The following is a 25,782-nucleotide window of genomic DNA, read 5'->3' on the forward strand; positions in this document are numbered from 1 at the left end:
ACCGAACCAGCGGCCCCCGTGTCGACCGCCCACAGTGGGCGGTCGACACGGGGGCCGTTTCGGCGTTCCAGCACGCCCCGAGGTGTCCAGGCCGTCAGCCGGCGGTCAGCGTGGTCCAGCTCTGGTTGGCGCCGCCGTTGCAGTCCCACAGCTCTAGCTGTGTCCCGTCGGTGATGGAGGAGTTCGGAACGTCCAGGCAGCGGCCGGAGGCGGGGTTGCGGTAGCCGCCGTTGTAGGGCTGCCAGACCTGGTTGGCGCCGCCGGTGCAGGACCAGAGCTGCACCTTGGTGCCGTTGGCCGTCCCCCAGCCCGCGGCGTCGAGGCACTTGCCCAGGGAACGAAGACTGCCGTCGGTGTAGGCGGACCACAGTTGGTTGACGCCTCCGCTGCAAGCCCAGGTCTGGACGGCCGTTCCGTCCGTGGTGCCCGCGCCGTTGACGTCCAGGCACTTGCCGGCTATTCCGGACTTCACCGGGGCGGGGGCGGGGGCGGGAGCCTTCAGCCAGCCGGCGCTGTCCGCGGCCTGGACGCCGCGGCGGAAGGCGTCGGCCATCTTCCGGTAGCCCGCGTCGTTGGGGTGCAGGTTGTCGGCCAGGTCGGCCGTGGTCAGTGCGCTCATGTCGACGTACGCGACGTGCTTGCCGGCGGCCTGCGCGTCGCTCACGATCTGAGGGACGGCCTGGTTGTACGCGGCCCGGTACTGCTCCTCCGTGCTGCTGGTGGACACCACCAGGGAGGCCAGGAGGACGGTCGCGTCGGGGACGTCGGCCGTGATCTGGTCGACCAGCGACTTCAGCCGGGCGGCGGCGGTGGACGGCTGGTAGTTCCCGTTGAGGTCGTTGGTGCCGATCTCCAGCGTCACGACGTTGGGCCGGTAGCGGGTCAGCGCCGCGTCGGCGAGTGCGGCGATCTGGTCGATGCGGTAGCCGGAGTGGCCCTCGTTGTCGGGGTCGGACATCGAGCCGTTCCGCCCCGTGCCGACGAAGTCCAGCGGGTGGCCGTCCGCTGCGAGTCCGTCCCACAGCGGGCCTCGGTAGCCGTTGCCCGTGCTGCTGCCCAGACCCCAGGTGATCGAGTCGCCGAGCGGCATGACCCGCAAGGGCGTGCCGGAGGCGGCGGAGGCGGCGGAGGCGGGGGCCGCGCCGGTCGCCGTCACGCCGAGCGCGGCGGTGACGAGCGCGATCAGGGGGAGAGCCCGGAACTTTCGCATGACGCAGGTGTCCTCTTCTGTGAGTCGCTCGGTGATTCGCTGCTGGAAACGGTGAGGCCGGAGAGCAGTGCTTGAGCAGTGGTCTCCGGCCTCACGGTCAGTGGGGTGTCAGGCCGTCACTGGACGGTCCAGGCCTGGTTGGACTGGTTCAGCGGCATGAACTGGTCGATCGCGGCCCCGCTGGTCGTCGAGCCGCTGCTCACCTCCAGGACCTGCCGGCTCTCGTAGTTGCGGAGCAGGTGGCCGCCGTTGGTCGGCTCGAAGTACCACAGCTGGTTGTTGCCGCCGTTGTAGGTGGACTGGTCGGCGGCGGTCGACTTCCAGTGGCTGGACCACGGGGTCTCGAGGGCCTTGCCGCTGTTCCGGTTCACGATCTTGAAGAGCTGGCCGCTGACCGGGACGATGTTCCACTGCTGGTTGGCGTTGCCGCTGCTCGGCCACTGGATGACGCCGGCACCGTCGGCGGTGGAGCCGCCGGACACGTCCGCGACCTGACCGCTGTTGACGTTCCTGATGGTGTAGTACGTCGACGGGTTGATGGTCGGGCCACCGGTCGCGGTGGCCACGGCTCCACCGGCCTGCTGGACGCTGAAATCGGTGATGAAGAAGTACGCGCCGTCGGTCTTGGCGACCCGCACGTAGCGGAAGGCCTGGCGGACGTCGATCCTGCCGGTCAGCGTCGAGGCGTAGGGAAGGGTGTCGGTCTGCCGTCCCACGACGGTGTAGCTGCCGAAGTTCGGGTCGTTGGAGGCCCGGATCTCGAAGTTGCCGCGGGTCGAGGACTGGTCCACGTCCTGACGGGTGGTCAGCGCGAACTGGCCGAGTTGGTAGGACTGGCCGAGGTCGACCTGCCACCAGGCCGAGGTGTCGGCGCCGGTCGGCGACCAGCCGGTCGAGCTGTTGTTGTCGACGGCCTTGGAGGCCTCGAAGCCGGAACCGAAGACCGACGAGGCGGTCGCGGTCCTGTTCCAGGCGAGGTTGGGCACCAGGGCCATCCACTGGTAGCCGGATTCGAGACCGGAGGCCTTGATCACCGCGTCGCCGGAGGTGGTGTTGCCGGTGAGGGTGACGTTGGCGCCGTTGCGGTTCTGGTTGATGAAACCGTCGGTGCGCGACAGGACGTTGTTCGAGAGGGTCATGTTGTCCGACCCCTCGTCCGTGTAGAGGCCGGCCAGGGGCGAGCCGCAGGCGGCGGGGTTCCGGACCAGGTCGTGGATGTAGTTGCCGTTGACGACCGTGTTCGGATCGTTGGACAGGTGGTAGATGCCGGCCGAGTCGCAGAGCCGGTTCATCACGTTGCCGATGCGGTTGAAGCTGACGCTGTTGTTGCCCTCGGCGTTGGCCGCCGACTGCCAGCCCCAGCCGAGCGAGATCCCGGCCCACGGGGAGTCGGAGATGTCGTTGTGGTCGATGGTGGTGCTGTTGACGAAGCCCGCGTTGATGCCCGCGGTACCCAGGTAGTCCCGGCCGGTCCGGGTGATCAGGTTGTCCTTGACGGTGACGTTCTTGACCACCTCCCGGGCGTCCTCACTGGCCGGCGAGGCCGGCGGGTTGTAGACGGTGTGGTACTCCACCGTCGGGTCGGAGAACTTGCCGACCATGATGCCGTTGCCGGAGACGTCGGAGATGTAGTTGCCGATGGCGCTGCTGCTGTGGACACCGTGCGAGAGGTCGAGCGCGGTGGAGCCGAGCTCGGTGAAGACGTTGCCGGTGATGGAGATGCGGTCGGTGTCCGCGGCTTGGACGGCGGCCGGCGGCCGCCCGACGTACTGCTGGTTGGAGGTGTCGGCCGAGAGGTTGTAATTGCCGCCCTGGCCGTTCAGGTAGCCGTTGTTGGTGGCCTCCATCCAGGTGGTCTGGGTGAAGGTGATCCCGGAGAACCGCAGGTCGTGGGCAGGGGCGTCGAGGCTGGTGCCCTTGACGTCGACGAGCGTCTGGAGCGTCGGCGCCTGCACGGTGGCCGTGGACATGTTCTCGCCGGGGCGGGGCTTGTAGTAGAGGGTCTGCGCGGTGGTGTCGACATAGAACTCGCCCGGCTCGTCGAGGAACTCGTGGGCGTTCTCGAAGTGCAGCGGGGAGCCGTTGGAGAGCTGCGGCCACGGGCGCTGGAAGAGGATGCCCGCCTCGTGGTCCTGGATGGCGATGTTGGCGGTGCCGTTGGCGGAGCTGACCGACTTGAGTCGCAGGAAGCTCTCGCCCCACTGGGTCTCCAGCGCCATCTCCACCTGGTTGAGGTGGTTCCAGTTGGCGGAGGCCTGTGAATCGAGCACCTTGAGCAGCTTGTTGGTGGCGTCGCTGCCCTGGAGCTGGAAGTCCGTACCGGCGTTGGGGTAGCGGGCGCGGGTCGCGCGGACTCCGTTGACGTACAGCTGGCGGAAGTTGAGGGCACCCACGGGAGCCTGGTACTCGCCGTTGGCGGCCTGGGTCCAGCCGGTGACCGTCCTGCCGCCGGTGAAGACGGGGGTCTCGCCGTTGTACGCCTGGTAGACGACCGTGTGCCCGTTGCTGCCCGAGTCGGCGGTGCCGAAGGTGAGCGGCGCGGTCAGCTGGTAGGTGCCGCCGCGCAGGTTCACGACGATGTCGTCGGACATGTTGGCGTTGACGGCGCGGACCGCGGCCTGGGCGGCCTGGACGGTCCTGAACGGCGACGTGATGCTCGTTCCCGGGTTGCCGTCGCTGCGAGGGCCATGGCCGTCCGCGCGCCTATGCGCAGGGCTCTCATGGGGCGTCCCTTCTCAAGTGGGCTCCTATGAGTGCTATTTATCGAGTCGGATGGGTAATTATGTCAAGAAGATAGACATGCATATCTTTCATCGCTGTAACACCAATGACACGGGGCGCACTGCAGGCCCATAGACTGTGGGGGTAGCTGACAGCACGAAAGTTCCAGCTCAGGGTAGGTTTGGAGAGGGCGGCCGCAGCTCCTGTGGTCAGTCGAGAAGGTCGAGTCGCGGAGTGTTCTGGGGTAAATGAGTACGACTCATTCTGACTCAAGTGGCCTAGCTGAGCCGTACCTGGACACGACGAAGCCCGCGCCGGGAGGGCTGGTCGCGGGCTGGTCGCGGGAGTCCGGCGGGGCGTCAGCCGTTGCTGAGGGACGGGTCCAGGAAGCGGCGGTCGTAGACCTCCAGCGAACGGACCGAGGCCCACGTGCCGGCGTCCAGGCCACCGGTGACGGTCACCCGGACGTAGCGGGTCCGGCCGGTGAACGCCACGGTCTGCACCTGCGCGGCGGTGGTGTTCCCGCTCAGATCGGCGAGCGTGGACCAGGTGGCGCCGTCGCTGGATCCGTCGACCCGGAAGCGGTAGGCCTTCCCGGCCTGCTCCCAGGCGATCCGGGCGCCCGTGACCGGGCGCACCGAGCCGAGGTCGACCCGGAGCCAGTGCCCGGTGCCGCCGTCGGCCGCGCACCAGCGGGTCGAGGTGTCCCCGTCCACCGCGTTGGCGGCCGCGTTCCCGTGCGACGTCTCCACGCTGTCGGCCGTGGTGGGGCAACCGCGGGCGATGTCCGTGGGCACCACCGGGCGGTCGAGCACGATCGCCACGATCGTGTCGTCGGGGTAGCGGGTGCGGTCGATGCCGGTGACGGTGACGGCGTTCCCGGCGGCCGCGCTGAAGGACAGCGGGCCCTTGGAGACCACGTCGTAGACCGAGGTGACGGTCGCGTCGCCGAGGGAGGGCGTGGTGAAGCTGCTGCCACCGCTGTACCCGGCCAGCAGGTGGGCGTAGACGGTCCGGTCGGCGAAGGTGAAGCCGTACTGGCCGTCCACCGGGTTCCACGGGCCGCCGCGGGTGTTGTACACGGCCTCCCGGTTGGCGCTCATGAACCCGCCGAGCTGACGCATCAGCGCGGCCTGCTTGCTCGGGACCGTGCCGGTCGCGTCCGGGCCGACGTTGACGAGCACGGACATGTCGCGGACGAAGGAGTTGACGAACAGGCCCAGCGCCTGGGAGAAGGGCATGGCGGAGTCGCCGCTGTACCCCCAGCTCCCGCCGACGGAGAACGTCTTCTGGACCAGGCGGCCGTACCGGATCGGCCCGCTCGGTACGCCGGTGCCCTCGTCGAGGTCGTAGTCGCCCACCCACCCCGAACGGGAGTTGGACACGGCGTTCGGCTGGTGCTGGCGCAGCACGCCGGTGAGACCCAGTGGCCTGCCGGTGCCCCACTCGCTCTCGCCGTACGCGGAGTCCACCTGCCAGCCGTTGCCGCCGTCCCGGTACTGGCCGGGCTCCCAGAAGAACGACCCGGCCGCGTCGGTGCCCTGCTGCGCCAGCCAGCCGCCGTCCCACCAGATGTCGTCGATCGCGCCGTAGTCGGTGACCAGCTCCTTCACGGACTGATACACCTCGTTCTTCATGGTCCGGGCGTTCTCGTGGTAGTCGAAGCCGGCCGGGTCGGAGCCCTCGTAGTTCCACGGGTACACGCTGTTCGGCAGCACGCAGTCGGAGGTGAGCGCGGGGCTCGGCGGCTTCGCGCCGCTCACGTCGTAGTAGCCGGGGTAGCGCCAGTCGATCGGGGAGTAGTAGAGCCCGACCCGCAGGCCCGCCGCGCGCACGGCGTTCACGTAGCCCTTGACGAAGTCAGTTCCGGCGGGGAACGGGGTGTCGCCGGCGGTCCAGGCGTTGGGGTGGCGGCTGGGCCACAGGGCGAACCCCTCGTGGTGGCGGGTGGTCAGGACGACTTCGGCGGCACCGAGGTCCTTGGCCAGCTGCGCCCAGGCGGCGGGGTTGTAGGACTGGGACTGGCCGGCGAACGAGCCGGCGTACTGCGCCCGGTAGGAGGTCGGCGCGGTCTTCGAGTAGAACATGTGCCACTCGCCCTGGGCCGCTGCCGAGTAGACGCCCCAGTGGATGAACATGGACACCTTGTTGTCGCGCATCCACTGGATCTTGCTGTCCGGCTGCTGCCAGGCCCCCTGGTCGAGCTTCGGGACGCGCAGCGGGACGAGGGGCAGCGGGTCGCCCGCGGTACTGGCCGCCTCGGCAGCCGGGATGCCGACGGGTCCGACGACAGTGGCGGCGGTTGCCACTGCGACGGCGGTGAGCATGCTCCTGCGACTGATGGATCGTGACATGGATGCTCCGTTGGTCCTGGAATGCTCGCTGTCGGATGGGCTGTGCGAGTCAGGTACATGTATGGCGTCGCCCGGAGCGGCGCGTCAAGACATCTGACAGCGATATATCCGATGATTCGCAGGATCCGTGTCTCTCGGCGGGGATGAGCGTCGGCTGCCGTCAGGGCTGGGGCGACCCGTCTGGCGTTCGATGAACTCGCAGGTCGGAGTTAGGACTTGGGGTTCATTCCGTGATCTCCAAGTCCCGTTCGGTCCTTCGTGTGGTCCGGGCTCACTCGGCGCAACTCCCTGGGAGGCGGAGCATTCATCGGATCGATCTGCGTCCAGTGCGGTGACGGCGGGCCGACTTGTGCATACACTGACAACGGCCGGGACAGCCACTCGGCTGTCCCGGCCGTCCAGGCCGCCCCTGCCCCCGTCGTCCCGTCAGCCGAGGGCCGACCCGGGCTCGCCGAGGGTGCTGCGGAGCCACTGCTCGACCCCGGCGATGTGCACGGTCGCCCAGGCGTGGGCGAGCTCCGGGCGCCGGCCGGCGATGGCGTCGAAGATCTGGCGGTGCTGCTGGCGGGTGCGGTCGGCCGCGCCCTCCTCGGTCAGCCCGCGCCAGATCCGCGCGCGCGTGGTCGGCCCGGACAGCCCGTCGATCAGCGAGCAGAGCACGGTGTTGCCCGACCCGGCCGCGATCCTGCGGTGGAACTCCAGGTCGTTGGCGATGATCTCGTCGAGCGTGGCGGCCTCGTCCAGGCTCTGCAGCATCTCGGCCAGGCCGGCGATGTCCTCCTCGGGCATCACCTGGGCGGCCATGGCGGTGGCGGCGGGCTCCAGGATCCGGCGGACCTCCAGGAACTCCAGCACCGTGTTGTCCTGGTGGAAGTCGACGACGAAACCCAGGGCGTCCAGCAGGACGTCGGGCTCCAGGCTGGTCACGTACGTGCCGTCGCCCTGGCGCACGTCGAGCACCCGGATGAGCGACAGCGCCTTGACCGCCTCCCGCAGGGAGTTGCGGGACAGGCCCAGCCGGTCGGCGAGGTCCGCTTCCTTCGGGAGCTTCGCGCCGGGGCGCAGCTCACCGCTCACGATCATGGACTTGATCTTCTCGATCGCCTCGTCGGTGACTGGCACGGCCTCGCCTTTCCTGGTCATCTGATCTTCGCAGCATAAAGGTTCCGTCCGGCCCGGCCCCGGTGTCCAGGACATCGGGGCCGGGCCGGGCAGCCGGAACGGCCACAGCTCCCACACCGCGGGCAGCCCGGCCGCGGCACCGTCCGCCGCGTAGTCGTGGACGACATCGAGGAGTTCGGCCATCCGCGCCTGCCGGGCGATGTTCACCGGGAGGCCCTCCAAGGCGGCGAGCAGCCGGGCGTAGTCCCCGCACTCATGGCTGCTCCGGAGGCTCCGGGTGGGCGGTGTCGACGATGATCACGACCAGGGTCCGGGGCCCGTGCACGCCCTCGACCCGGGTGAGTTCGATGTCGCTGGTCGCCGACGGACCGGAGATGAAGGTCAGCGGCCGGCGCGGGTCGAGGCGGGTGAGCGCCCCGGGGACGTCGTCGACGATCTGCTCGGCGCGCACGACGCACAGGTGGTAGTCGGGGACGAGGGTCAGGGCGCGCCGGCCCTGGCCCGGCCCGGTGTCCAGGACGACGGTGCCGGTGACGGCGATGCCGACGGCGGCCAGCGTGACGGCGCCGTCGAGGGCGTCCAGTGCGGGGACGTCCAGGGGCTCCCGGTGCCACTCCCAGTCCCCGGACGGCAGGTGGTCGTCCGGGAAGCCGTCGGGCACCGCCAGGCGCACCGCGCCGCGCGCGGTGAGGGCGGCGGCGATCGCCTCCGGCAGCCCGGCCGGGTCGGTCCGGACGACGGTGGCGCGGTAGTCGGCGACCCGCTCGGCGAACAGGGCCACCAGGTCCTCGCCGTCGGTGGTGTGACCGCGCCGGTAGTCGCGCGGGACGGGCACGTCCTGCGGGCCCTCGTCGGCGGGGACGTCGGCGAGCGCGGCGCGGATGCGGCCGAGGACGGCCTCTCGGGTGTTCGTCACTTTCCCTCCCGGTTCTTGCGCCACCAGGCGCGGAAGGACTCGGCGGGCGGCGCCGGGGTGTCCCGCTCGGCGGACCAGCCGCTGAACGGGCCGGGCAGCCGGCCGATCCGGCCGTTGCGGGCCAGCGCCCGGCCGCCGAGCGAGGCCGCCTTCTGAGCGGCGCCCAGCAGCGCGGGGGAGCCGAGCACGGTGGCGGCCGCCTTCATCGCCAGCGCCTCGCCGGTGGGCAGGCCGCCGGCTCCGCGCTTGGCCTCGACGACCTCGGCCCGCAGGTGCACCAGCAGCTTCGGGATGTCGATCTTCACCGGACAGGCGTCGTAGCAGGCCCCGCACAGGGTGGAGGCGAACGGAAGCGAGGCCGCACTGCTTTTTATGTCACTGCGCACACCGACGAGTTGCGGGGTGAGCACGGCGCCGATCGGCCCGGGGTAGACCGAGCCGTAGGCGTGCCCGCCCGTCCGTTCGAAGACCGGGCAGACGTTGAGGCAGGCGGAGCAGCGGATGCAAGCCAGGGCCTGCCGGCCGACGGTGTCGGCCAGGGTGTCCGTGCGCCCGTTGTCGAGCAGGACGAGGTGGAACTCCGAGGGGCCGTCGGCCTCCGTGGTGCCGCTCCAGGTGGAGGTGTACGGGTTCATCCGCTCGCCGGTGGAGGAGCGCGGCAGCAGCTGGAGGAACACCTCCAGGTCCGCCCAGGTGGGGACGACCTTCTCGATGCCCATCACAGTGATCAGGGTCTCGGGCAGGGTGAGGCACATCCGGCCGTTGCCCTCCGACTCCACCACGACGACGGTGCCGGTGTCGGCGACCGCGAAGTTGGCACCGGAGACGGCGACCTTGGCGCGCAGGAACTTCTCCCGCAGGTGCCGGCGGGCCGCCTCGGCGAGTGCGGCGGGGTCGTCGGTCAGCCCCTCGGGGGCCGGCTGCCCCCACTCGCCCATCCGCTCGGCGAACAGCTCCCGGACCTCGCTGCGGTTCTTGTGGATGGCGGGGACCAGGATGTGCGAGGGGCGGTCGTCGCCGAGCTGGACGATGAGCTCGGCGAGGTCGGTCTCGTACGCGGTGATCCCCGCCTCGGCCAGGTGCTCGTTGAGCCCGATCTCCTGGGTGGCCATCGACTTGACCTTGACCACTTCCGACTCGCCGGTGGCCCGCACCAGTTCGGTGACGATCCGGTTGGCCTCGGCCGCGTCGGCGGCCCAGTGCACCGTCCCGCCGGCCGCGGTGACCGACTCCTCCAACCGCACGAGGTAGCGGTCGAGGTGGCGGGCGGTGCGCTTCTTGATCGCCTCCGCGGCCGCTCGCAGCTGCTCCCAATCGTCCAGCTCCGAGGCGACGGCGATCCGCTTGTCCCGGATGGTGCCGGTGGCGCGCTTGAGGTTGGCGCGCAGCTGGTCGTCGTCGAGCGCCGCGCGCGCCGCCTCGGGGAACGCGGGCGAACCCAGCCAGACGACGCCCCGATCGCTGTGACCGCTCATCACGCGGCTCCGTCGGTCGAGGCCAGGATCTCGGCCAGGTGCATGGTCCGCACCCCGGCGGCCTGCCGGGACAGCCCGCCGCCGATGTGCATCAGACAGGAGTTGTCGACCGTGCACAGCACCTCGGCCTTGGTCCCCCGCACCGCCCCGACCTTGTCGGCGAGCATCGCGCCGGAGGTCGCGGCGTTCTTGACGGCGAAGGTGCCGCCGAAGCCGCAGCAGGAGTCGGCGGCCGGGAGCTCGACCAGGTCGAGGCCCTCCACCGCGCGCAGCAGCCGCTGTGGGCGGTCGCCGAGCCGCAGTCCGCGCAGCGAGTGGCAGGTGGGGTGGTAGGTGACGCGGTGCGGGAAGCGGGCGCCGACGTCCTCGACGCCCAGCACGTCGGTCAGGAACTCGGTGAACTCGTACACCCGGGGCGCCAGTTCGGCGACCTGCCGGCGCAGCGCCGGGGGGCTGTACTGCTCGGCGAGCACGGGGTGGTGCTCCCGGACCAGCCCGGCGCAGGACGCCGAGGGGGTGACCACCGCGTCGTAGTCGGCGAAGGTGCGGGTGAACCGGGCCATCAGCGGGACGGCGTCCGTGCGGTAGCCGGTGTTGATGTGCATCTGCCCGCAGCAGGTCTGCTCCTGCGGGAACTCCACGGTGTGGCCGAGCCGTTCGAGGACGGCCAGTACGGCGCGGCCGGTCTCGGGGAACATGGTGTCGTTGAAGCAGGTGATGAACAGCGCGATGCGCATCAGTGCGCCTCCTGCGGGGTCGGGACGTCCGGCGGCAGCAGCCCGCGCTCCTTCAGATCCGCCCACAGCTCGTCCGGCACGCGGTGCCGGAGCATGGTAGCGGCGTCCCGCACCTCGGCGGCGTTGCGGGTGCCGACCAGGACGCTCGCCACGGCCGGGTGGCCGAACGGGAAGCGCAGCGCCGCGGCGCGCAGCGGCACGCCGTGCTCCTCGCAGACGGCCTTGAGGTCGAGGGCGCGGGTGAGCACCTCCTCGGACGCGGCGGCGTAGTCGAAGGTGGCGCCGGGGCGGGGGTCGGCGAGCAGACCGGAGTTGAAGACGCCGCCGATGACGACACCCACGCCGCGTTCGGCGGCCAGCGGCAGCAGTTCGGTCAGTCCGCGTTGGTCGAGCAGGCTGTAGCGGCCGGCCAGCAGGACGGTGTCGAGGTCCGTCTCCCGGATGAAGTGGGCGAGCAGTTCCGCCTGGTTCATCCCGACGCCGATCGCGCCGACCAGACCTTCGGCGCGCAGCCGGGCCAGCGCCGGGTACGCCTCGGTGAGCGCCTGCTCCGCGTGGTCGTCGGGGTCGTGGAGGTAGACGACGTCGATCCGGTCGAGGCCCAGCCGTTCCAGGCTGTCCTCGATCGAGCGTCGGACGCCCACGGCGCTGAAGTCCCAGACCCGGTGGTGGGTGGCGGGCACGGCGAAGCCGTCGGCGAGGTCGTCGCCGCCGGGCTCGGGGGCCGGGCGCAGCAGCCGGCCGACCTTGGTGGAGAGGACGTACTCCTCCCTGGGGCGGCCGCGCAGGGCCTGTCCGAGCCGGCGCTCGGACAGGCCCAGGCCGTAGTGCGGGGCGGTGTCGAAGTACCGCACGCCCGATTCCCAGGCGGCGGCGACGGCCGCTTCGGCCTCGGCGTCGGTCACCGGGGTGAACAGGTTGCCGATGCCCGCCGCGCCGAAGGCGAGTTCACCGACCTCCACCTTGCTGTGGCCCAGGGGACGGCGGCGCGCGGTCATGATCCGGCCTCCGTCCGCAGTCGCAGGTTGGCCATCCCGCCGTCGACCTGGAGGGTCATGCCGGTGGTGCTGCCGGCGGCCGGGGAGGCCAGGTAGGCGATGGCGGCGGCCACCTCCTGGGGGGTGACCATGCGGCCGTGCGGCTGACGGGCGTTCAGCGCGGCGCGTTCGGCGGCCGGGTCGTCGGCGGCGTCCAGCAGCCGGCCGACCCACGGGGTGTCCACGGTGCCGGGGCTGACGCAGTTGACCCGGATGCCCTCGCGGACGTGGTCGGCGGCCATGGACAGGGTGAGCGAGTGCACGGCGCCCTTGCTCGCCGCGTACAGCGCGCGTTGCGGCAGACCGGTGGTGACGCAGATCGAGCCCAGGTTGACCACCGAGGCCCGGGCGGAGCGGCGCAGGTGTGGCAGGGCCGCCCGGGTGGTCCGGACGAGGCCGACCAGGTTGACGTCGAGGACGCGCAGCCACTGCTCGTCCGGGTTGTCGGCGACGGTCCCGATCGCGCCGATGCCCGCGTTGTTGACCAGGATGTCGATCCCGCCGAGCGCCCGGGCCGCCGCTTCGACCGCACCGGAGACCGAGGCGTCGTCGGAGACGTCGGCGGTGAAGCCGAGCAGCGGCTTCTTCACCGCCGAGGGGTCGAGGTCCAGGACGGCCACCCGCGCGCCGCGCGCGGCGAGCAGGGTGGCGGTGGCCAGGCCTATCCCGGAGGCGCCGCCGGTGACGACCGCGGTGAGTCCGTCGAGTTCCGGGGCCGTCATGCGGTCGCCTCCTGCTCTACCGATTCCTGCTGTGCCGGTTCCGCGGCCCAGAAGGAGCCGTGGGGATAAAGGTAGGTGTCCAGCGAGCTCTGGTGCATGGCCGCCGAGAAGCCCGGCAGGGTGGGGGCCCGGTAGTGCCCGTCGGTGATCACCACCGGATCGAGGAAGTGCTCGTGGAGGTGGTCGACGAACTCGATGACGCGGTCCTCGGTGGTGCCGGTGAGGGCGACGAAGTCGAACATGGACAGGTGCTGGACGAGCTCGCACAGGCCCACGCCGCCGGCGTGCGGGCAGACGGGGACGCCGAACTTGGCGGCGAGCAGCAGGATGGCGAGGTTCTCGTTGACGCCGCCGACCCGCGCCGAGTCCAGCTGGAGGACGTCGATGGCGCCGGCCTGGAGCAGCTGCTTGAAGACGATGCGGTTCTGCACGTGCTCGCCGGTGGCGACTTTCACCGGGTTGACCTGCCGCCGGATCGTCGCGTGCCCCAGGATGTCGTCGGGGCTGGTGGGCTCCTCGATCCAGTACGGGTCGAACTCCGCGAGCGCCTTGGTCCATTCGACGGCTTCGGCCACGTTCCAGCGCTGGTTGGCGTCGATGGCCATCCGGATGTCCGGCCCGACGGCGGCGCGGGCGGCCCGGCAGCGGCGGATGTCGTCCTCCAGGTCGGCGCCCACCTTGAGCTTGATCTGGCGGAAGCCGTCCGAGACGGCCGCGAGGGCGAGGCGGGTGAGCTTCTCGTCGTCGTAGCCCAGCCAGCCGGGGGAGGTGGTGTAGGCGGGGTAGCCCTGCTGGAGCAGCGTGGCGGCGCGCTCGTCCGTGCCCTGCTTGCCGCGGCGCAGCAGCTCCAGCGCCTCCTCCGGGGAGAGGGCGTCGGCGATGTAGCGGAAGTCGATCTGGGAGACCAGCCACTCGGGGTCGGCGTCGGCGAGCAGCTGCCAGAGCGGCTTGCCCTCCTGCTTGGCGGCGAGGTCCCAGACGGCGTTGACGACGGCCCCGATGGCCATGTGCATCACGCCCTTCTCCGGGCCCAGCCAGCGCAGTTGGCTGTCGCCGATCAGGTCGTGGTAGAGCGAGCCGGGGTCGGCGCACAGCTCGGCGACCGGGCGTCCGACGACGTGCGGGCGGAGTGCCTCGATGGCGGCCACCTGGACGTCGTTGCCGCGTCCGATGGTGAAGGTGAAGCCGTGGCCCTCGTGGCCGCCGTCGGAGGTCCGCAGGACGACGTAGGCGGCCGAGTAGTCGGGGTCCGGGTTCATCGCGTCGGACCCGTCCAGCTCCCGCGAGGTGGGGAAGCGGACGTCATAGGTGTCGACGGCGGTGATCAGCGCTGTGGTTGCGGACACGGGGAAGCCTTTCACGCGTTGCGGAAGGTCTGGCGCTGGGTGCCGAGGCCGTCGATGGACAGCTCGACGGTGTCGCCCGCGCGCAGGTACGGGTTGCCGGGCAGGCCCAGGGCCACGCCGGCCGGGGTGCCGGTGTTGATGACGTCGCCGGGGCGCAGCACCAGGTACTGGCTCAGGTACCAGACCAGGTAGCCGACGTCGAAGATCATGTTCTTGGTGCCGCCGTCCTGGCGCGGCTCGCCGTTGACGGTCAGTCGCAGCCCCAGGTCCTGCGGGTCGCCGACCTCGTCCGGGGTGACCAGCCAGGGACCGAGCGGGTTGAAGGTCTCGCAGGACTTGCCGATGTCCCACTGGGCGGAGAACTCCAGCTGGAACTCCCGCTCGGAGACGTCGTTGCTGATCGCGTACCCCGCGACGCACTCGGCGGCGTCCGCCGGGTCGGCGAGGTAGCGGGCCTCCCGGCCGATGACGACGGCGAGTTCCACCTCCCAGTCGGTCTTCGCCGAGCCGCGCGGGATCAGTACGGAGTCGAAGGGGCCGACGACGGTGGACGGGTCCTTCATGAAGACCACCGGCCGCTCGGGGACGGCCGCGCCGGTCTCCTCCGCGTGGTCGCGGTAGTTGAGGCCGATGCAGACCACCTTGCCCGGGCGGGCGACGGGCGCCCCGACCCGCAGACCCGTCGGGTCCACGGCGGGCAGCGACCCCCCGGCCAGGGCGGCCCGGACCCGGTCGATCCCGCCGGAGGCGAGGAAGGAACCGTCGATGTCATCGGTCAGGCCCGCGAGGGTGAAGGTCACGCCGTTGTCGCCGAGGACGGCGGGCGTCTCCGTTCCGGGGTCGCCGAGTCGCAGCAGCTTCATGGGGGTGGCTCCTATCAACACATCGGATGAATCCGTGGTGCCCTGACCATACGAGGACTCCTCGGACGCCGCAAGGATTCCTCCGATGTTTACCCGTCGAACCGCTCGACCGTGCAGGTCGAGGAGGTGGCCGGGGCGGCGGCCAGGCCACCTCGGCGGGTGTGAATCACGGTTCGGAATCGTCCGAGCATTCCTCTTGTCAGTCGCATGCCCGGCTCGTAGAGTCCTCGGCACCACAAGCCATCCGATGTCTTCTCCCGGATGCCCGGTCGCTTTCTCTGTGATCCGCCTCCCACTCCGCCCCGTACGGGCGCCGGCCTTCCCAGCCAAGGAGACCAGCAATGAAGCTCCACTCCTCCAGAATCGCGGCCACGGCCGCCACCGTGGTCGTCCTGGCGGGGTTCGCCACGGCCTGCAACCGCGGTAGCGACTCGACGGCCGGATCCGCCGGCGGCAAGGCGGCGATCGGCATCGACCTGCCCCGCGCCGATTCCGACTTCTGGAACTCCTACGCGCAGTACGTCAAGCAGGACAGCTCCTCCCAGGGGCTGAACACCCTGCCGGTCAGCAACTCGCAGAACGACGTGACCAAGCTGGCCGCCAACGTCCAGGTCTTCCAGAACACCGGCGCCAAGGCCGTCGTCATGGCCCCGCAGGACACCGGCGCGATCGCCTCCGCCCTCGACCAGCTGGCCGCGAAGAAGATCCCGGTCGTCAGCGTCGACACCCGGCCCGACAAGGGCAACGTCTACATGGTGGTCCGCGCCGACAACAAGGCGTACGGCACCAAGGCCTGCGAGTTCCTCGGGAAGCAGCTCGGCGGCAAGGGCAAGGTCGCCGAACTCCAGGGCGCGCTGAGCTCCATCAACGGCCGCGACCGCTCCGAGGCCTTCGCCGCCTGCATGAAGGAGAAGTTCCCCGACATCCAGGTGATCGAGCTCGCCACCGACTGGAAGGGGGACGTCGCCTCCGCGAAGCTCCAGTCCACGCTGGCCGCCAACGCCGACCTCGGCGGCATCTACCTGCAGGCCGGCGGCGCCTTCCTCCAGCCGACCCTCGCCCTGCTCCAGCAGAAGGGCCTGCTCAAGCCGGCCGGCGAGCCCGGGCACATCGCCATCGTCTCCAACGACGGCATCCCGCAGGAGTTCGACGCCATCCGCAAGGGCGACATCGACGCCACCGTCTCCCAGCCCGCCGACCTCTACGCCAAGTACGCGCTGTTCTACGCGCAGGCCGCCACCGAGGGCAAGACCTTCCAACCCGGCGCCACCGACCACGAGTCCACCATCATCTCCCTGCCCAACGGCCTGGAGGACCAGCTCCCCGCGCCGCTGGTGACCAAGGACAACGTCGACGACAAGTCCCTCTGGGGCAACAACGTCGGCAATTGACCAGAGCCCCCCGTGAGCGGGCCGGCCGGCCCGTGGCCGAGGCCGCCCGCCCACGGGGCCCATGGAGAGGACACTCCGCCATGGCGGACCCCAGCCCCGCCCGGGGCCCCGTCGTCGAGGCCGACGGGATCAGCAAGCGCTTCGGCGCCACCGTCGCGCTCAGCGACGCCCGCATCTCCGTCGCACCCGGCGAGGCGCACGCCCTCGTCGGCCGCAACGGAGCGGGCAAGTCCACCCTCGTCTCGATCCTCACCGGACTGCAGAACCCCGACACCGGCACCCTGCGGTTCGACGGCGAACCCGCCCCCGCCCCCGGCGACACCGACGCCTGGCGCTCCAAGGCTGCCTGCGTCTACCAGCGCTCCACCGTGATCCCCGCGCTGACCGTCGCCGAGAACCTCTTCCTGAACAGGCACAGCCCGGACCGGCACGGCGCGGCCGCGCTGCGCCCGATCGGCTGGAAGCGCCTGCGCTCGCGCGCGAGCGAGCTGCTCGCCGAGTACGGCGTGGACGTCGACCCGAGGGCCCGCGCCGAGGACCTCACCGTCGAGCAGCGCCAGTTCGTGGAGATCGCCCGGGCCCTGTCCTTCGGTGCCCGGTTCATCATCCTGGACGAGCCCACCGCCAAGCTCGACGCCCGCGGCATCGGCCGGCTCTTCGACAAACTGCACCAGCTGCAACGCCAGGGCGTGGCCTTCCTGTTCATCTCGCACCACCTCCAGGAGGTCTACGAGCTCTGCACCACCGTCACGGTCTACCGGGACGCCCGGCACATCGTCACCGCCCCGGTCGCCGACCTCGACCAGCAGGCCCTGGTGGAGGCGATGACCGGCGAGACCTCCCGCGGCACCGAGCCCAGCTGGTCGGCGACCGGTCGGGCGCTCCGGGAGGGTGAGCCGCTGCTCGACGTCACCGGTCTGAGCCTGGCCGGCCGCTACGTCGAGGTCGACCTGACCGCCCGGCCCGGCGAGGTGGTCGGCCTGGCCGGCGCCGCCGCCAGCGGCAACGTGCAGCTCGGCGAGACCCTCGCCGGACTGCACCGCCCGCAGACCGGAGGGGTCAGTGTCGCCGGGCGCCCGGTGCGCACCGGCAAGGTGCCCGCCGCGCTCGCCGCCGGCATCGGCTTCGTCCCCGAGGACCGGCACGTCCAGGGCCTGGTACCGCAGCGCAGCGTCGCGGAGAACGCCACCCTCACCGTCACCGACCAGCTGGGCCCGTACGGCACCGTCCTGCCCTCGCGCACCCGCGTCTTCGCCCAGCGCATGATCGACGACCTCGACATCAAGACCCCCGGACCGGCCACCCCGGTGTCCGCGCTGTCCGGCGGCAACCAGCAGAAGGTCGTCATCGCCCGCGCCCTCGCCACCCGGCCGCACGTCCTGGTCGCCATCCGCCCGACCAACGGCGTCGACATCAAGTCCAAGGAATCCCTGCTCGGCACCATCCGCAAGGTCGCCGACGACGGCAGGACCGCCCTGATCGTCTCCGACGAGCTCGACGACCTACGGGTCTGCGATCGGGTGCTGGCCATGTTCCACGGCCGCGTCGTCGCCGAGTTCGAATCCGGCTGGAGCGACGAACAACTGGTCGCGGCCATGGAGGGCATGACCGGCCCGACCGACCCCGAAGGAACATCATGACCCCCACCACCGAGGCCCCCGAACTCCCCGGCACGGCGGCTGCCGCCCCCGCCGGCCGCCGCTTCGACCTCGCCCACTACCGCGATCTGTCGCTCGTCCCGGTGCTGCTCGTGCTGGGCGTCATCGGCTTCATCGTCTCGCCCGCCTTCCTCACCTCCGACAACCTCCTCGGCGTCGGCCAGCAGGCCACGGAGCTGAGCCTGCTGGTCCTCGCCGAGGCGCTGATCCTGATCGCCGGGCGGATGGACCTCTCGCTGGAATCCACCATCGGCGTCGCCCCGGTGATCGCCGTCTGGCTCGTCCTGCCCGACCACGGCGCTCGCTTCAACGGCCTCGGACTGTTCCCCGAGTGGACGGCCATTCCGCTGTGCCTGCTGGTCGGCGCCCTCATCGGCGCGATCAACGGCTTCCTCATCCTCAAGCTGCGCCTCAACGGCTTCATCGTCACCCTCGGCGGGCTCACCCTGCTGCGCGGCCTCCAGGTCGCCGTCTCCCAGGGCCAGTCCATCGTCAACGTGCCCGACTCCTTCCGCTACCTCGGCAGCGCGAGCTGGCTCGGCGCCCCGGCCGCGATCTGGATCTGCGCCCTGCTCTTCCTCGCCGGCGGCAGCGCCCTCGCCTGGCTGCGGCACGGCCGCGCCCTCTACGCGATCGGCGGCAACGCCGAGGCCGCCCGCGCGGCGGGCATCCGCGTCGACCGGATCGTCTGGGCCGTCCTCATCCTCGGCGGCCTGCTCGCCGCCTTCGCCGGCATCCTCTACACCGGCCACTACGGCTCGATCTCCGCCGACCAGGGCAACGGCTGGATCTTCCAGGTCTTCGCCGCCACCGTCATCGGCGGCGTCAGCCTCAACGGCGGCCGCGGCACCCTCTTCGGTGCCCTCACCGGCGTCCTCACCCTCCAGCTCGTCGTCAACGTCATGACCCTCGCCGGAGTACCGCCCCTGTGGAACCAGTTCCTCAACGGCGCGATCATCATCATCGCGCTGATCATCTCCCGCTACGCCTCCGGCGAGAAGCAGGAGTAGCGCGGCGGCGCGACCGGCGGATGCTCCCCAGGGCCCGTCCTCGCACTCCCACAGGCGGGAGCGCGAGGACGGGCCCTACGGCAGTTCGATGGTCTGGGCGCACCAGATCGTCTTGCCGTTGGTGCTGTGCCGGGTGCCCCAGCCCTGGGTGAGCTGGGCGACGAGCATCAGGCCGCGGCCTCCCTCGTCGAAGGTGCGAGCCCGGCGCAGGTGCGGGGAGGTGTCGCTGCCGTCGGAGACCTCGCAGATCAGCGAGGTGTTCCGGATCAGCCGTAGCCGGATGGGCGGCCGGCCGTACTTGATCGCGTTGGTGACGAGCTCGCTGACGACCAGTTCGGTGACGAACGCCGTCTCCTCCAGGCCCCAGACGGCCAGTCGGTCGGCGACCAACCGCCTGGCGTGCGCCACCTGCGCGAAGTCGGGCTCGATGTCCCAGTCGGCCACGTGGTCCGGGTCCAGCGCCCGGGTGCGGGCGAGCAGCAGGGCCGCGTCGTCGGTGCGGTGGTCGGGCAGCATGGCCTTCATCGCCGTGTCGCAGAGTGCCTCCAGCGACTCGGCCGGTTCGCTCAGGACCCGGAGCAGGTCGGCGGCTCCCTGCCCGGCGGCGCGCTCGCGGTTCTCCACCAGGCCGTCGGTGTAGAGGGCCAGCAGACTGCCCTCGGGCAGCTCGACCTCGATCGCCTCGAACGGCAGCCCGCCGACCCCGAGCGGCGGCCCCGGCTGCGCCTCGACCGGGGTGCCGGTGCCGTCCGGGGAGACGATCAGCGGCAGTGGATGGCCCGCGCTCGCCAGGGCGCAGCAGCGGGAGACCGGGTCGTACACGGCGTACAGGCAGGTGGCACCGGTCTCCCCGGTCGGCTCGTGGCCGCCGTCGGGCCGGGTGTCGTCGGGGAGGTGGAGGACCAGGTCGTCCAGGTGGGTGAGCAGCTCGTCCGGCGGCAGGTCCACGTCGGCCAGGGTGCGGACCGCCGTACGGAGCCGGCCCATGCTGGCCGAGGCGTGCACGCCGTGGCCGACGACGTCGCCGACGACCAGGGCGACCCGGGCGCCGGACAGCGCGATGACGTCGAACCAGTCACCGCCCACACCCGCGCCGGCCCCGGCGGGCAGATAGCCCGAGGCCACCTCGATGGCCCCGTGCTCGGGCAGCCGCTGCGGCAGCAGACTGCGCTGCAGGGTCAGCGCGAGGGTGTGCTCGCGGGTGTACCGGCGGGCGTTGTCGATGGCGACGGCGGCCTTGGCCGCCAGCTCCTCGGCGAGGATCAGGTCGTCGGCGGTGAAGGCCTCGGGCCGGTCGCGGCGGGCGAACCCGACGGCGCCGAGCACGGCGCCGCGGGCCAGCAGCGGCACGGTGATCTTGCCGGTCAGGCCCCTCGCGGCGAGGGACCGGTCGATCAGCGGGGTGCCCGGCGGCCAGTGGGCGGGATCGGCGGCCAGCCCGGGGCCGAAGGCCCATTCGCCGCCCTGGCTGGGTTCGGCGGCGAGCTGCACCACGGACCTGCCGGTGGTCATGCAGCGGGCGACGACGGAATGGGGGGCGTAGCCGACCGGCGCCGCCGGTCCGGGGGGCTCGTCGGGGTCCTCCTTCGCGCTGTGCTGGGCGGCGCGGGCGAGCGTGATGGTGCCGCCGGCGGCGACCGCGGCGGAGGCGGGCGGCTCCTCCCCGCGCAGCACCTCGGCGAAGAGGTCGACGGTGACGAGGTCGGCGAAGCCCGGCACCGGGGTCTCGGCAAGTTCCCGGGCGGTGCTGATCACGTCCAGGGTCCGGCCGATGCCCCGGGTCGCCTCGTTGAGGATGAGCAGGCGCTGGCGGGCCCAGTACTCGGCGCTCATGTCGAAGCCCCAGTTGGCGACCGCGCGCACGGTGCCCTCGGCGTCCCGGACCGGCCAGATGCTGGTGGCCCAGGCGTTCGCGTAGGCGCTGCCCAGCGGCTTGAAGATGGTGATGAGCCGCGCGGGCACGCCCGTCCTGGCCACCTCGGAGAGCTTGTCGGTGTACGGGACACCCTGCAGCTCGGGGAACAACTCGCGGTACTTCTCACCGCGGATCTGCTCCTCGGTGTGCGCGATCACCCGGCACGCGGCGGTGTTCACCCACAGGAACCGCAGGTCGGGGTCGTAGACGCCGAGGGCGAAGGGGGACTGCTCGAAGGCCCGGTCGGCGATCACGGGGCGGCGGTCCCAGCGCTGGACGGTCACCACCCGGCCCAGGGCACGGTCAGCGGCGCCGCGCAGGGCGTGGGCCGTCACCACGGCGTCCACCGTGGAACCGTCCCGGTGGCGCAGCGTGACCAACGTGGACGGGGCGTCGCCACCTCCGAGGGTGTCACTTCCGGGGAGGGCGGGCGGGGGATCGACCAGGAGGTCGGTCACGGGACGGCCGACGGTCTCCTCCGCCGTCCAGCCCAGCAACAGCAGGCCGCCCTCGCTCCAGCCGCTCACCACGCCGTCCGGGTCGACCATGACAACGGCGGTGGGTGCGTCCTGTACGCCGCTCGTCTCCACGCGCGCCTCCGTCCGGGCAGCCGTGCACGCCGGACGGTGGTTCCGGCGCCGGGCTCCAGCCTAGGTCGGGCTTGTCCGAGCCGCGCCCTCGGCCGGAGGACGGGCGGGGATCACGGCACGATGACCAGCTTCCCGCGGGTACGGCCGGTACGGCTGGCGTCGAAGGCCTCGGCGGTCTGCTCCAGCGGGAACGTCCCGGCGACCTCGACGGTCAGCGCGCCGCGCTCCACCACGGCCGCGAGCTCGGCCAGCTTTGCACCGTCCGGGCGGACCCAGATCCAGTGGCCGCCGTGCTGCGTCACTCCCGGGTCGGCGACGGAGATGTGCCGCCCGCCGTCGGCGAGCACGGCCAGCGTCGTCTCCAGCTGGCCGCCGACGAAGTCCGCGACGGTCGAGACGCCGTCGGGCGCCAGCGCGCGCACCCGCTCGGTCAGGCCGTCGCCGTACGTCACCGGTTCGGCGCCCAGCTTGCGGAGATACGCGTGGTTGCGCTCCGAGGCCGTGCCGATCACCCGGGCCCCGAGGTCGCGGCCGAGCTGCACCGCGAGGCTGCCCACGCCGCCGGCGGCGCCGTGCACCAGGAGCACGTCGTCAGGGCCGACCGCGAGCCGCTCCAGGCTGCGCTGGGCGGTGAGTCCAGCCAGCGGCAGCCCGGCGGCCTGGGCCCAGTCGAGCCCGGCGGGCTTGCGGGCCACCGCGGGTGCGGCCACCGCGACGTACTCGGCGAAGGTGCCGGCCTGCACCACGTCCTTGCGGGCGTAGGCCATCACCTCGTCCCCCGGGGCGAACTCGGGCGTGTCGGGGCCGGTGCGGGTGACCACCCCGGCGACGTCCCAGCCCGGGATGGCGGGGAAGACGGTGTCCATCATGGCGTCCAGGCCGCCCGCCATGACCTTCCAGTCGACCGGGTTGACGGAGGCCGCCTTGACCTGGATCAGCACTTGGCCGGGGCCGACCTTCGGTTCGGGTACCTCGCCGTACTTGAGTCGGGAGTTGTCCGGGGCGTACGAGTCATAGGTCACCGCGCGCATGAATCGACCTCCATGGATCCGGGATGCGGCCTCGCGCACCGCCCCGGGGGCGGGCGGGCGCCGTCGGCCACGCTAAGCCGGGAGCGCGCGCCCGGCACGCCCGCACGGCCGTCGGAGGGGTGCCGTTGTCGGGCCGGTGCGGGGCCCGGCACACCCGTGGGTGCGCCGGGCCCCGGCCTCCGTGCGCCGTCAGTCCAGTCCGCCGCGACGGATCACCCCTGCGTACCAGTGGGCGCTGCTCTTCGGGGTCCGGACCAGGGTGTCGTAGTCGACGTGGACGATCCCGAAGCGCTTGTCGTAGCCGTACGCCCACTCGAAGTTGTCGAGGAGGGACCAGAGGTAGTAGCCGCGGACGTCCGCGCCGGCGGCGATGGCGTCGGCGACGGCGTCGAGGTGGCCGCGGAGGTAGGCGGTGCGCTCGGGGTCGTGGACGCTGCCGTCGGGGGCGACGGTGTCGTGGAAGGCGGCGCCGTTCTCCGAGACCAGCAGTGGCAGGCCGAATTCGCGGTGCATCGCGAGCAGGCAGTCGGACAGCCCGGTCGGGTCGATCGGCCAGTCCATGGCGGTGAGGTCGTCGTTGGCCCGGTGGAAGGCGACGTCCTCGGCGCCCGGCCAGGGCGAGGCCGTGCCGCCGCCGTGCCCGTCGTCCCGGGGGAGCGCCTGGCCGGGGGCCGAGGCGGAGACGACGGTCGGGTTGTAGTAGTTGAGGCCGAGCAGGTCGATCGGGCGGGAGATCTCGGCGAGGTCGCCCTCGTGGACCAGGGCGTCCCAGTCGACCAGGTGCGCGGTGTCCTGGAGGAGGTCCTCGTCGTACCGGCCCTTGAGCATCGGGCCGGTCCAGATCCGGTTGCCCACGGCGTCGATCCGGCGGACCGCCTCCAGGTCCTCCGGGCGCTCGCTCAGTGGCCGCACGACGTGCAGGTTGAGCGAGACGGCCAGCTGGGCGGCGGCGGGCAGGGCGGCGCGCAGGGCGCCGACGGCCAGGCCGTGGCCGAGGTTGAGGTGGTGGGCGGCGCGCAGCGCGTCGGCCGGGTCGGTGCGGCCGGGGGCGTGCACGCCGGCGCCGTAGCCGAGGAAGGCGCTGCACCAGGGCTCGTTGAGGGTGGTCCAGGTGGACACCCGGTCGCCGAGGGCCTCGGCGGCGAGCCCTGCGTAGTCGGCGAAGCGGTAGGCGGTGTCGCGGGACGGCCAGCCGCCCGCGGCGGAGCCGCCGATCGGCGGGGTCTCGAGTTCCTGGGGGAGGTCCCAGTGGTAGAGCGTGGCGACCGGGGTGATGCCGTGGGCGAGCAGCTCGTCGACCAGCTCTCGGTAGAAGTCCAGGCCGCGCTCGGCCGCGGGACCGCGGCCGGTGGGCTGGACCCGGGGCCAGGAGATCGAGAACCGGTAGGAGGTGAGGCCGAGGTCGGCCATCAGCCGGACGTCCTCGCGGAAACGCCGGTAGTGGTCGAGCGCGATGTCCCCGGTGTCGCCGTTGGCGACTTTTCCGGGGGTGTGGCTGAACGTGTCCCAGATCGAGGGGGTGCGGCCGCCCTCGGTGACGGCGCCCTCGATCTGGTAGGCGGCGGTGGCCGTCCCCCAGGCGAAGCCCGGCGGGAACCCACGTCGGGTACGGCGGTTGTCGGGTGAGACCACGGTCATGACGGAAGTACTCCAATGCGGTGTGGTGGACATCGGGTGGCGGCCTGACGGCGGGTCACCCCTTCAGCGCGCCCTGGGTGATGCCGCCGACGATCTGCCGGCCGAAGACCGTGAAGACCAGGAGCAGCGGCGCCGTGCCGATCAGCGCGCCGGCGGTGATGACGGACCAGTCGGTCGACCAGCCGGTGCCGAGCCCGGCGAGGGCGACCTGGACGGTGGGGTTGACGGCGCCGTTCATCGCGATGACGGGCCACAGGAAGTCGTTCCACGATTGGACGAAGGTGAGCATGCCCAGCACGGCCATGGCGGGACGGGCGATCGGCAGCACGACGTGCCAGACGACGCGCAGCGAGTTGGCGCCGTCGATCCTGGCCGCCTCCAGCAGTTCGGTGGGCAGTGCCTGGGTGAGGTACTGGCGCATGAAGAAGACGCCGAAGGCCGTCACCAGGGTGGGCAGGATGAGGGCGCCGAGCTGGTTGCCGAGCCCCAGGTGCCGCATCAGGATGAACAGCGGTACCACGCTGACCTGGGCGGGCACGGCCATGGTGGCGACGACGAGGGCGAGCAGCGCGCCGCGGCCGCGGAAGCGCAGCTTGGCGAACGCGAAGCCGGCCAGGACGGAGAACGCCACCGTGCTGAGCGCGACGGTGCCGGCGACCAGGGTCGAGTTGAGCAGGGCGACGCCCATGCCTTGCGCCCCGGCGTTGTCCCACACGTAGCCGAGGTTGTGGAACAGGTTCGGGCCGGGCAGCAGCGGCGGGGGAGTGGCGACCACCCGGTGGCCGTCGGTCGACGCCGCGACGAGGGTCCAGTACAGCGGGAACAGCGAGGCCAGGGCGACCAGGACCAGCGTCGTCAGGGCGAGCGGCCCGGCCCGGTGCTGGTCGCCCGCGCCCGGGGAGCGCAGTGGGCGTCGCCGCCCGGTGCCGGTCTGCCCGGTGCCGGTCCGCCCGGCGGGGCCGCGGACCGGGCGTGCCGCCGGGGCGGCGGGGGAGTCGGGGGCGGGGATGGTGGTCATGTCGTCGTCCTTCCCGGTCACTTGGCGGAACGCAGGCGGCGGGCGATCAGCGTGTTGGCCAGGCCGACCAGCAGGAGCAGCGCGAACATCAGCCAGGCGATGGCGGAGGCGCGGCCGAGCATGCTGTAGCGGAATCCCTGGTCGTACATGAGGATGCCGAGGGTCTCGTACTGGTGCCGGGTGCCGCCCTGGTGGCCGCTCTGACCGCCGAACAGGAAGGGCTCGCCGAAGAGTTGGGTCGCTCCGATGAACGAGACGACGACGGTGAACAGGATGGTGGGCCGCAGTTCGGGGATCGTGACGTTGCGGAACTGCTGCCAGCGGTTGGCGCCGTCGATCGCGGCCGCCTCGTACAGGTCGCGCGGGATGGCCTGCATCGCGGCGAGGTAGATCAGCGCGTTGTAGCCGGTCCAGCGCCAGATGACGATCACGGAGACGGCGAACTGCGAGCTCCAGGTGCCGGACTCCCAGTGGACCGGGCCGACGCCCACCAGGCCGAGCAGCCAGTTGGCCATGCCGGCCTCGGGGCTGAAGATCAGCGCGAAGACGAGCGTGGCGGCCGCCACCGAGGTCGCGTACGGCGCGAGCAGTGCGGTACGGAGGAAACCGCGGGCCGGGAGGCGGTAGTTGAGCAGGTGGGCGAGCCCGAGCGCGATCAGCAGCTGCGGGACGGTGGACAACACCCCGAGGGTCGCGGTGTTGCGCAGGGCGTGCCAGAAGAGGTCGCTCGGCGGCCCGAACAGCAGGTCGCGGTAGTTCTGGAGACCGACCCAGTCCGCCTGGTCCACGTTGAAGAGGCTGACCTGGTGCAGCGAGAGCCAGCCGGTGTAGAGCAGCGGGAAGAGCCCGAAGACCGCGAACACCAGGAAGAACGGCGAGACGAACAGGTAGGGCGAGCCGAGGTGGTCCCAGCGGTGCAGCCGGCTGCGCCATCCCGTCGGCGTTCCGGTGCGCTCCGGCGGGCCGGCGCCGGGCGGGTCGGCCGGATCGCTTCGGCGGGTGCGGGTCGAGGTGGCCACAGGGTTCCT

19 protein-coding genes and 1 pseudogene are annotated in these 25,782 nt (G+C 71.6%); 3 read left to right on the forward strand and 17 right to left on the reverse strand.

The window, feature by feature from the left end; all coding sequences use genetic code 11:
• Positions 1 to 94: 94 nt before the first annotated feature.
• The 12 genes and pseudogenes from ACFVXG_RS26135 to ACFVXG_RS26190 form a co-directional block, all read right to left on the reverse strand.
• Positions 95 to 1,210 carry a ricin-type beta-trefoil lectin domain protein gene (locus tag ACFVXG_RS26135; RefSeq protein WP_387930853.1) on the reverse strand — a complete coding sequence of 372 codons (1,116 nt, stop codon included), beginning with the start codon at positions 1,208 to 1,210 and terminating at the stop codon, positions 95 to 97.
• A gap of 116 nt (positions 1,211 to 1,326) precedes the next feature.
• Complete coding sequence (locus ACFVXG_RS26140) at positions 1,327 to 3,801, reverse strand: RICIN domain-containing protein (protein WP_387930854.1); 2,475 nt, start codon at positions 3,799 to 3,801, stop codon at positions 1,327 to 1,329.
• Between the two features lie 489 nt (positions 3,802 to 4,290).
• The gene (locus ACFVXG_RS26145; RefSeq protein ID WP_387930855.1) at positions 4,291 to 6,285 is read right to left on the reverse strand and encodes an alpha-L-fucosidase; all 1,995 of its coding nucleotides are present in this window, start codon (positions 6,283 to 6,285) and stop codon (positions 4,291 to 4,293) included.
• Between the two features lie 426 nt (positions 6,286 to 6,711).
• A complete protein-coding gene (locus ACFVXG_RS26150; RefSeq protein ID WP_387930968.1) occupies positions 6,712 to 7,089 on the reverse strand; it encodes a FadR/GntR family transcriptional regulator in 378 nt (125 codons plus the stop codon).
• A pseudogene (locus tag ACFVXG_RS26155) lies at positions 7,080 to 7,407 on the reverse strand (FadR/GntR family transcriptional regulator); the annotation flags it as partial. The gene ACFVXG_RS26150 and the pseudogene ACFVXG_RS26155, both read right to left, overlap by 10 nt.
• A gap of 253 nt (positions 7,408 to 7,660) precedes the next feature.
• Entirely contained in the window at positions 7,661 to 8,323 is a 663-nt protein-coding gene (locus ACFVXG_RS26160) for a lactate utilization protein C (RefSeq protein WP_387930856.1), read from the reverse strand.
• Positions 8,320 to 9,798 (reverse strand): LutB/LldF family L-lactate oxidation iron-sulfur protein, encoded by a 1,479-nt coding sequence (locus tag ACFVXG_RS26165; protein WP_387930857.1) that lies wholly within the window; start codon positions 9,796 to 9,798, stop codon positions 8,320 to 8,322. The genes ACFVXG_RS26160 and ACFVXG_RS26165 overlap by 4 nt, the downstream gene beginning before the upstream one ends.
• Positions 9,798 to 10,535, reverse strand: coding sequence for a (Fe-S)-binding protein (locus ACFVXG_RS26170; protein ID WP_387930858.1), 738 nt, complete (start codon positions 10,533 to 10,535; stop codon positions 9,798 to 9,800). Before ACFVXG_RS26170 ends, ACFVXG_RS26165 begins: the two co-directional genes overlap by 1 nt.
• Positions 10,535 to 11,533 carry an aldo/keto reductase gene (locus ACFVXG_RS26175; RefSeq protein WP_387930859.1) on the reverse strand — a complete coding sequence of 333 codons (999 nt, stop codon included), beginning with the start codon at positions 11,531 to 11,533 and terminating at the stop codon, positions 10,535 to 10,537. Before ACFVXG_RS26175 ends, ACFVXG_RS26170 begins: the two co-directional genes overlap by 1 nt.
• A complete protein-coding gene (locus ACFVXG_RS26180; protein ID WP_387930860.1) occupies positions 11,530 to 12,294 on the reverse strand; it encodes an SDR family NAD(P)-dependent oxidoreductase in 765 nt (254 codons plus the stop codon). Before ACFVXG_RS26180 ends, ACFVXG_RS26175 begins: the two co-directional genes overlap by 4 nt.
• Positions 12,291 to 13,640: an L-fuconate dehydratase gene (locus ACFVXG_RS26185; protein WP_387930861.1), complete on the reverse strand. Its 1,350-nt coding sequence runs from the start codon at positions 13,638 to 13,640 to the stop codon at positions 12,291 to 12,293. The genes ACFVXG_RS26180 and ACFVXG_RS26185 overlap by 4 nt, the downstream gene beginning before the upstream one ends.
• A gap of 11 nt (positions 13,641 to 13,651) precedes the next feature.
• A complete protein-coding gene (locus tag ACFVXG_RS26190; RefSeq protein WP_387930862.1) occupies positions 13,652 to 14,503 on the reverse strand; it encodes a fumarylacetoacetate hydrolase family protein in 852 nt (283 codons plus the stop codon).
• Positions 14,504 to 14,844: 341 nt separating this feature from the next.
• On the opposite strand from ACFVXG_RS26190, the gene ACFVXG_RS26195 reads away from it, so the two are divergent.
• The 3 genes from ACFVXG_RS26195 (at position 14,845) to ACFVXG_RS26205 (ending at position 18,562) form a co-directional block, all read left to right on the forward strand.
• Complete coding sequence (locus ACFVXG_RS26195; RefSeq protein WP_387930863.1) at positions 14,845 to 15,894, forward strand: sugar ABC transporter substrate-binding protein; 1,050 nt, start codon at positions 14,845 to 14,847, stop codon at positions 15,892 to 15,894.
• An 80-nt stretch (positions 15,895 to 15,974) separates the two neighbouring features.
• Positions 15,975 to 17,534, forward strand: coding sequence for a sugar ABC transporter ATP-binding protein (locus ACFVXG_RS26200; RefSeq protein WP_387930864.1), 1,560 nt, complete (start codon positions 15,975 to 15,977; stop codon positions 17,532 to 17,534).
• On the forward strand, positions 17,531 to 18,562 hold the full coding sequence (locus ACFVXG_RS26205) for an ABC transporter permease (RefSeq protein ID WP_387930865.1): 1,032 nt from the start codon (positions 17,531 to 17,533) through the stop codon (positions 18,560 to 18,562). Before ACFVXG_RS26200 ends, ACFVXG_RS26205 begins: the two co-directional genes overlap by 4 nt.
• A 75-nt stretch (positions 18,563 to 18,637) precedes the next feature.
• On the opposite strand, the gene ACFVXG_RS26210 is transcribed toward ACFVXG_RS26205, so the two are convergent.
• The 5 genes from ACFVXG_RS26210 to ACFVXG_RS26230 form a co-directional block, all read right to left on the reverse strand.
• Positions 18,638 to 21,067, reverse strand: a complete 2,430-nt coding sequence (locus ACFVXG_RS26210; RefSeq protein WP_387930866.1) for a SpoIIE family protein phosphatase — start codon at positions 21,065 to 21,067, stop codon at positions 18,638 to 18,640.
• 110 nt (positions 21,068 to 21,177) lie between these two features.
• Positions 21,178 to 22,098, reverse strand: a complete 921-nt coding sequence (locus ACFVXG_RS26215; RefSeq protein WP_387930867.1) for an NADP-dependent oxidoreductase — start codon at positions 22,096 to 22,098, stop codon at positions 21,178 to 21,180.
• A 189-nt stretch (positions 22,099 to 22,287) separates the two neighbouring features.
• Positions 22,288 to 23,736 (reverse strand): GH1 family beta-glucosidase, encoded by a 1,449-nt coding sequence (locus ACFVXG_RS26220; protein ID WP_387930868.1) that lies wholly within the window; start codon positions 23,734 to 23,736, stop codon positions 22,288 to 22,290.
• Positions 23,737 to 23,791: 55 nt separating this feature from the next.
• A complete protein-coding gene (locus ACFVXG_RS26225) occupies positions 23,792 to 24,754 on the reverse strand; it encodes a carbohydrate ABC transporter permease (RefSeq protein WP_387930869.1) in 963 nt (320 codons plus the stop codon).
• A gap of 17 nt (positions 24,755 to 24,771) precedes the next feature.
• Positions 24,772 to 25,773: a carbohydrate ABC transporter permease gene (locus ACFVXG_RS26230; protein WP_387930870.1), complete on the reverse strand. Its 1,002-nt coding sequence runs from the start codon at positions 25,771 to 25,773 to the stop codon at positions 24,772 to 24,774.
• Positions 25,774 to 25,782: the final 9 nt, after the last annotated feature.

This window comes from Kitasatospora sp. NPDC058162, assembly GCF_042884005.1.
Lineage (GTDB): Bacteria > Actinomycetota > Actinomycetes > Streptomycetales > Streptomycetaceae > Kitasatospora.

Excerpts from the sequence above, each read along its gene's own strand:
- ACFVXG_RS26135 (WP_387930853.1), bottom strand. The coding sequence starts at position 1,210 with ATGCGAAAGTTCCGGGCTCTCCCCCTGATCGCGCTCGTCACCGCCGCG.
- ACFVXG_RS26140 (WP_387930854.1), bottom strand. The coding sequence starts at position 3,801 with ATGTCCGACGACATCGTCGTGAACCTGCGCGGCGGCACCTACCAGCTG.
- ACFVXG_RS26145 (WP_387930855.1), bottom strand. The coding sequence starts at position 6,285 with ATGTCACGATCCATCAGTCGCAGGAGCATGCTCACCGCCGTCGCAGTG.
- ACFVXG_RS26150 (WP_387930968.1), bottom strand. The coding sequence starts at position 7,089 with ATGGCCGCCCAGGTGATGCCCGAGGAGGACATCGCCGGCCTGGCCGAG.
- ACFVXG_RS26165 (WP_387930857.1), bottom strand. The coding sequence starts at position 9,798 with ATGAGCGGTCACAGCGATCGGGGCGTCGTCTGGCTGGGTTCGCCCGCG.
- ACFVXG_RS26170 (WP_387930858.1), bottom strand. The coding sequence starts at position 10,535 with ATGCGCATCGCGCTGTTCATCACCTGCTTCAACGACACCATGTTCCCC.
- ACFVXG_RS26175 (WP_387930859.1), bottom strand. The coding sequence starts at position 11,533 with ATGACCGCGCGCCGCCGTCCCCTGGGCCACAGCAAGGTGGAGGTCGGT.
- ACFVXG_RS26180 (WP_387930860.1), bottom strand. The coding sequence starts at position 12,294 with ATGACGGCCCCGGAACTCGACGGACTCACCGCGGTCGTCACCGGCGGC.
- ACFVXG_RS26190 (WP_387930862.1), bottom strand. The coding sequence starts at position 14,503 with ATGAAGCTGCTGCGACTCGGCGACCCCGGAACGGAGACGCCCGCCGTC.
- ACFVXG_RS26195 (WP_387930863.1), top strand. The coding sequence starts at position 14,845 with ATGAAGCTCCACTCCTCCAGAATCGCGGCCACGGCCGCCACCGTGGTC.
- ACFVXG_RS26200 (WP_387930864.1), top strand. The coding sequence starts at position 15,975 with ATGGCGGACCCCAGCCCCGCCCGGGGCCCCGTCGTCGAGGCCGACGGG.
- ACFVXG_RS26205 (WP_387930865.1), top strand. The coding sequence starts at position 17,531 with ATGACCCCCACCACCGAGGCCCCCGAACTCCCCGGCACGGCGGCTGCC.
- ACFVXG_RS26215 (WP_387930867.1), bottom strand. The coding sequence starts at position 22,098 with ATGCGCGCGGTGACCTATGACTCGTACGCCCCGGACAACTCCCGACTC.
- ACFVXG_RS26220 (WP_387930868.1), bottom strand. The coding sequence starts at position 23,736 with ATGACCGTGGTCTCACCCGACAACCGCCGTACCCGACGTGGGTTCCCG.
- ACFVXG_RS26225 (WP_387930869.1), bottom strand. The coding sequence starts at position 24,754 with ATGACCACCATCCCCGCCCCCGACTCCCCCGCCGCCCCGGCGGCACGC.